Annotated in this window: 7 protein-coding genes; 5 read left to right on the top strand and 2 right to left on the bottom strand. The window is 58.9% G+C overall.

Annotation, left to right across the window (positions count from 1 at the left end):
* A partial coding sequence (locus CINSTRO3249_RS12490) for an integrase core domain-containing protein (protein WP_143146879.1) occupies window positions 1-229 on the top strand: 229 nt, incomplete at its 5' end.
* Between the two features lie 37 nt (window positions 230-266).
* Here the strand turns inward: CINSTRO3249_RS12490 and CINSTRO3249_RS12485 are convergent.
* Both CINSTRO3249_RS12485 and CINSTRO3249_RS12480 read right to left on the bottom strand, forming a co-directional pair.
* The gene (locus CINSTRO3249_RS12485; protein WP_074013521.1) at window positions 267-1,028 is read right to left on the bottom strand and encodes an ABC transporter permease; all 762 of its coding nucleotides are present in this window, start codon (window positions 1,026-1,028) and stop codon (window positions 267-269) included.
* Complete coding sequence (locus tag CINSTRO3249_RS12480) at window positions 1,012-1,797, bottom strand: ABC transporter ATP-binding protein (RefSeq protein ID WP_074013520.1); 786 nt, start codon at window positions 1,795-1,797, stop codon at window positions 1,012-1,014. Before CINSTRO3249_RS12480 ends, CINSTRO3249_RS12485 begins: the two co-directional genes overlap by 17 nt.
* Window positions 1,798-2,351: 554 nt before the next feature.
* Between CINSTRO3249_RS12480 and hemB the strand changes: the two genes are divergently transcribed.
* From hemB to CINSTRO3249_RS12460, 4 genes are all read left to right on the top strand, one after another.
* On the top strand, window positions 2,352-3,326 hold the full coding sequence (gene hemB / locus CINSTRO3249_RS12475) for a porphobilinogen synthase (RefSeq protein ID WP_074013519.1): 975 nt from the start codon (window positions 2,352-2,354) through the stop codon (window positions 3,324-3,326).
* 282 nt (window positions 3,327-3,608) lie between these two features.
* The gene (locus CINSTRO3249_RS12470) at window positions 3,609-4,184 is read left to right on the top strand and encodes a Csu type fimbrial protein (RefSeq protein ID WP_074013523.1); all 576 of its coding nucleotides are present in this window, start codon (window positions 3,609-3,611) and stop codon (window positions 4,182-4,184) included.
* An 84-nt stretch (window positions 4,185-4,268) separates the two neighbouring features.
* Window positions 4,269-4,730 carry a Csu type fimbrial protein gene (locus tag CINSTRO3249_RS12465; RefSeq protein WP_254304364.1) on the top strand — a complete coding sequence of 154 codons (462 nt, stop codon included), beginning with the start codon at window positions 4,269-4,271 and terminating at the stop codon, window positions 4,728-4,730.
* Between the two features lie 119 nt (window positions 4,731-4,849).
* Window positions 4,850-5,101, top strand: coding sequence for a fimbrial biogenesis chaperone (locus CINSTRO3249_RS12460; RefSeq protein WP_074013518.1), 252 nt, complete (start codon window positions 4,850-4,852; stop codon window positions 5,099-5,101).
* Window positions 5,102-5,223 lie beyond the last annotated feature (122 nt).

Genomic DNA, 5,223 nt, shown 5'->3' with positions numbered 1-5,223 from the left:
CGGCGACTCCTACGATAATGCGATGGCAGAGAGTATCAACGGGTTGTACAAAACGGAGGTTATCCACCGCGGGAGCTGGAAAAACCGGACGGAAGTGGAGTTGGCCACGCTGGACTGGGTGGACTGGTACAACAACAGAAGGCTGCTCGGGCGGCTGGGTTACATCCCTCCTACTGAAGCCGAAATGAACTATTACGCTTTGCAATTAGCATCAGAGGAAGCGGCGTAGTATTGCCAAAATTACTCTCTAATAAACTCGGGGTTATTCACCAGGGGGTGACCAGATATTCCAATGCCAGCACCATCAGGAAGCTCACTACCCCCAGCAGCGCCAGGAAGGCAATAGCGGCAAAGGTGCCGGCGGTATTCAAGCGCGAGTTGGCCTGAAGCAAATAGGCCCCCAGTCCGCCGCTGGTTGAGGCCGTCCACTCACCGATAACCGCGCCGGTCACGCTGAAGGTCGCGGACAGCTTCAGGGCGGAAAACAGCGGCGTATAAGTGGCCGGCAGTTTGACATGGCGAAAAACACCGAGCCGGCTGCCGCCCATGGCGCGCACCAGATTCAGACTGTCTCTGTCGACGGAACCGAGACCGTCCAGCACATTGACCACGACCGGGAAAAACACCACCAGCGCGACGATGACCAGCTTGGGCGCCAGGCCGAAACCCAGCCAAATCGTCAGCGCCGCCGATATGGCAATGATGGGCACGGCCTGGCTGGCAATCAGCATCGGATATAATACGCTGCGTACCCAGGGCACGGCGTCCATGATCACCGCGAAGGTAAAGCCGGCGCCGGCGCCGGCGCCCAGCGCGAAGCCTAAAAGGAAAGTGCAGAAAGTTTGCCGGAATCCGTCCAGCAACACCGGCAAGTCCGCCAGAATATGCGCCCAGGTCAGCGCCGGCGAGGGGAGAACATAAGGCGGGATGTCCCACCAACGGACCGCCGCAGCCCAGATAGCGATGACCAGCAACAGGGCAATGAGCGGACCGCCTACCGTGATTAACCCCTTAGGCAGGATTTTCATGCGTTGCAAACTCCGTGGTCGAGTCGTGATAAATCATCGACAGGATTTGCCCCTTCAGCGCGATAAAGCTTGGGTCGGTAAGCGTGACGACGGAGCGCGGTCGCGGCACGGGCACCGGCAATTGGGCGGCAATGCGCCCCGGTCGCGGCGTCATGACCACCACCCGATCCGCCAGCATGATGGCTTCATCGATATCATGGGTGATAAACACCACCGTTCGGCGCTGCTCGGACCACACCTGCAATAACCATTGCTGCATGGCGAGCCGGGTTTGCGCATCCAGCGCGCCGAACGGCTCATCGAGCAGCATGATATCGTGCTCCATCGCCAGGGTACGCATCAGCGCCACCCGCTGGCGCATGCCGCCGGACAGCGCGGCGGGGTAGTGGTTGATAAACTCCCCCAGTCCGTAGCGTCTAGCCAGGGCGACACCCTGCGCGCGCTGCGCCCGACTGGCGCCGCCGTTGACCGTCGCGCCCAGCACAATGTTGTCGATGACCGTCTTCCAAGGCAGCAGCAGATCCTTTTGCAGCATATAGCCTACGTGGCCGCTGCTGCCGGTCACATCACGACCGTCGATCAGAACCTGGCCGCTGTCGGGGGCCAATACGCCAGAAATGACATTAAACAGCGTACTTTTACCGCAGCCGGAGGGGCCGACGAGACAAATAAATTCCCCTTGCTGCACTTCCAGGTCCGTTGGCGCCAGGGCGGTGAGCGTGCCGAAACGGCGACTAATCTGGCGTAAGGCTAATTTCACGGCGGACATCAGAAGCCTCTTTCAGTGATGCGCCGGCAATAACAACCCGGCGCCGGATACATGTTGGCACGGCGGTGGCCGTCGCGCTCTGTACCACAGGTTAGCGTGCCGGCGGCAAATAAGCAGCATAACGTCAATTTTGTTAATGGCATAGCTCCGCCATGGGTCTCGCTTGCCTGAGGCACCCGCGGCTTAGGCGCGGCGTCCGCTGTCTGGCGCGGCCATTGCACTTGCGCTGGGTTGACTTATAATAGAGCAACGCGTTTCCTTTACTATCGCCTGTTATAGCGGGCCGTTGGCGTTCATTCGGTGCCGTATTAGTCACCGGATTGCCATTATAACAGAACCTGGCGCGCCGCCGGAGGTTGACCCAAACGGTGCCGCACAATGAGATATGCCGTGCTGGCTGTCCGCGCGGTATAATCAGTCATCGTTTCGCACAATGCCGAAGCCATCTTTAAGGTGATTGCCTGTTTTGTCCTGGCCGAGCCAAATGTCATGCGCATTTTCCTTGGTCCGGCCATTTCGCCGCAATCGTTGCCTCAGCACCCGCAGGAGAAAAAATGTCCAGTGTTTATCCCGTTTCACGCCCACGCCGTTTGCGCCGTACCCCTGCTTTGCGCGCGCTGTTCCAGGAAACCGACGTGCAACTCAGCGATTTGGTGCTGCCTATCTTCGTCGAAGAGGGGGTTAGCGACTATGTGCCGGTATCCGCCATGCCGGGCGTGGTCAGAATACCGGAAGCGCGCCTGGCTTTTGAAATCGAGCGCTACGCTAAAGCGGGCATTCAATCCGTCATGACCTTCGGCATTTCCCATCATTTGGATGATATCGGCAGCGATACCTGGCAAGAGAACGGTTTAGTCGCGCGAATGGCGCGCATTTGTAAAGACACGGCGCCGGAAATGATTGTCATGTCCGACACCTGCTTTTGCGAATACACCACCCATGGTCACTGTGGCGTGATGCACGGCAACGGGGTCGACAATGACGCGACGCTTATGAATTTGGGGCGTCAGGCGGTGGCGGCGGCGCGCGCCGGCGCGGATTTTATCGCCCCGTCGGCGGCGATGGACGGGCAGGTGCAGGCGATACGCGCCGCGTTGGACGGCGCCGGCTTTATCGACACCGCCGTGATGGCGTATTCCACCAAGTTTGCCTCGGCCTTTTATGGTCCGTTTCGCGAAGCCGGGGGCACCGCCCTGAAGGGTAATCGCAAAACCTATCAAATGAACCCGATGAACCGCCGCGAAGCGATACGCGAGTCGCTGTTGGATGAACAAGAGGGGGCCGATGCGCTGATGGTGAAGCCGGCCGGCGCCTTTTTGGACACCATTCGCGATATCCGCGAGGCGACCCATTTACCGCTGGCGGCGTATCAAGTGAGCGGCGAATACGCCATGATTAAATTTGCCGCCGGCGCCGGCGCCATTGACGAACGCCAAATCGTACGCGAAACCTTGGGCGCGATTAAACGTGCCGGGGCGGATATCATTCTCAGCTATTTCGCCCTGGATATTGCCGAACAGGGTTTTTAATACAGCCATGCCCGGCGCGGTAAGGTTTTACGGCGCCGCGCCGTCTGACTTGCCTTCACCCGCAGTAGGGGGTTCGGCGGTCGCAAGAGAAAAAAATATCCTATGTCTTGCTCAATGGAAAAACTCTGCTTAAATAAAGCTGTGTTGGCGGCAATGATGCAGCGATAACGACTCGTCACATACGGTTGCGCCCGCCTTCCGGCGCGGAGTGACCCTTTCGGCATATTCTTTGTTTTCACCAGGCGAAAAGCATCGTTCACTTCATCATGTTCGAGGATGATTATGACTAAGACGCTTTTGGCTGTCGGCTGCCTGGCCGGCGTTTTCTGCTGTTATTCGGCGCACGCCGCCGAAGCTACCGGTACGATTAACGCCACGCTCACTTTGACTAACGGTTGCTTGATCAATGGCGACCCTGCCACCACCAATGCCAATTTCGGCAATCTGGATTTCGGCACCCATGCCGCAGCCTTCGACACCCTTGAGGCCACTATGAGCGGCGCCATCGGCGACGGTATCCGCGTGCGTTGTTCGGATGGCGCCGCGTCCTATATTGTGCAGATCACCGGCAGCAGCAACCCTGCACCCTCCAATACGCCGTATGGTACCGTGACCGCCAACGCCCATTACATGACGTTGACCACCGATCCAACGCAAGCGGTGGCCTATACCCTGTACAACGACGCCGGGTTCACCTCCGCTATCGCCAACGGCACTAATCTGACCGCCGCGTCCACCTCGGATCCGGTTAATGGCGAAATCTATCCGATTTATGGCCGCATCACCGGCGGAGGCAACAGCACCAGCATTCCTGCCGGAACCTATGCCGATGTTATCAATGTGCAGGTTACCTACTAAATTTTGCGCCAGGGTAAGTGGCGAGAACGCGTAAACAAGAGTTCGGCAAACCGATGGGGCCTGTGGCTACTGCTGGTCGGCATCGTGCCTTTTCGGGCAGCGGCGCTGCCCAGCCAGAGCTTTCAGGTCGCGGCGACGGTGGTCGCCGGCTGTCTGATAAACGGCGGCCCCACCATTGGCAAGCTGGATTTCGGCAGCCAGGCCGGCAGCGACAGACGGCTATTTACCGCGAGCATGGTGCAGAATACGGCGTTTTCGCTGGCCTGTTCGCCGGGTACCACGCTGAATATGCGTATCGATGGCGGCAGCCATTATACCCGCCAGCGTAACTTACAGCGTGTCGGCGGCACGGAGCTTATCGGTTACCGGCTTTACAGCGATGCCGGTTTGACCCCCGCCAACGCCATTCCGGTGGGGCAGGATGTGTCGCTATCTTATAGCGACGCCAATCATATTGTGCTGCCGGTCTATGGCGCGCTGCAATTGTCGGGGATGTCACCGTCGGGGACCTATACCGATACCCTGACGGTGACGCTGTCATGGTAATGTGCGCCGTGCGCCGACCGGGCGCTGGCGAGTGACCGTCGGCGCGGGAGCCGGGGGCAGTTAAGGAGCAGTGGATAATGACAGGAGCAGGTAGAGGTCGCGCTTTGAGGCGCCTGGGAATGTGGCTGACGGTTGCCAGCCTGCAGGTCGGCGGCGCGGCGCGGGCGGGAAATGCGGTCCTTATCTGGCCGGTGGATCCGGTGATTACCGCCGCGCAGAAAGCCTCGGAATTATGGGTGGAGAACCGCGGTACCGGTACCACGCTCATTCAGGTCAGGGTGTTCGGCTGGCAACAGCGCAATGGCACCGATGGCTATCAGACCCAGCAGCGGGTTATCGCCAGTCCCCCGATGCTGCGCCTCGAACCATAGGTATCTACACATTTATCGTGATACCTGTTATTACTTTGCAGAATGATTTCAACCTATCTGTTGGCGGGATTGACTCTCGCCTTACCCGCCGATATCAGACGCTGGTTAAACAGCATATGACG

The sequence above is a fragment of the Candidatus Sodalis sp. SoCistrobi genome (assembly GCF_900143145.1).
In the GTDB taxonomy this organism is placed as follows: Bacteria; Pseudomonadota; Gammaproteobacteria; order Enterobacterales; family Enterobacteriaceae; genus SoCistrobi.
This window is presented reverse-complemented; position numbering and strand designations above follow the sequence as displayed.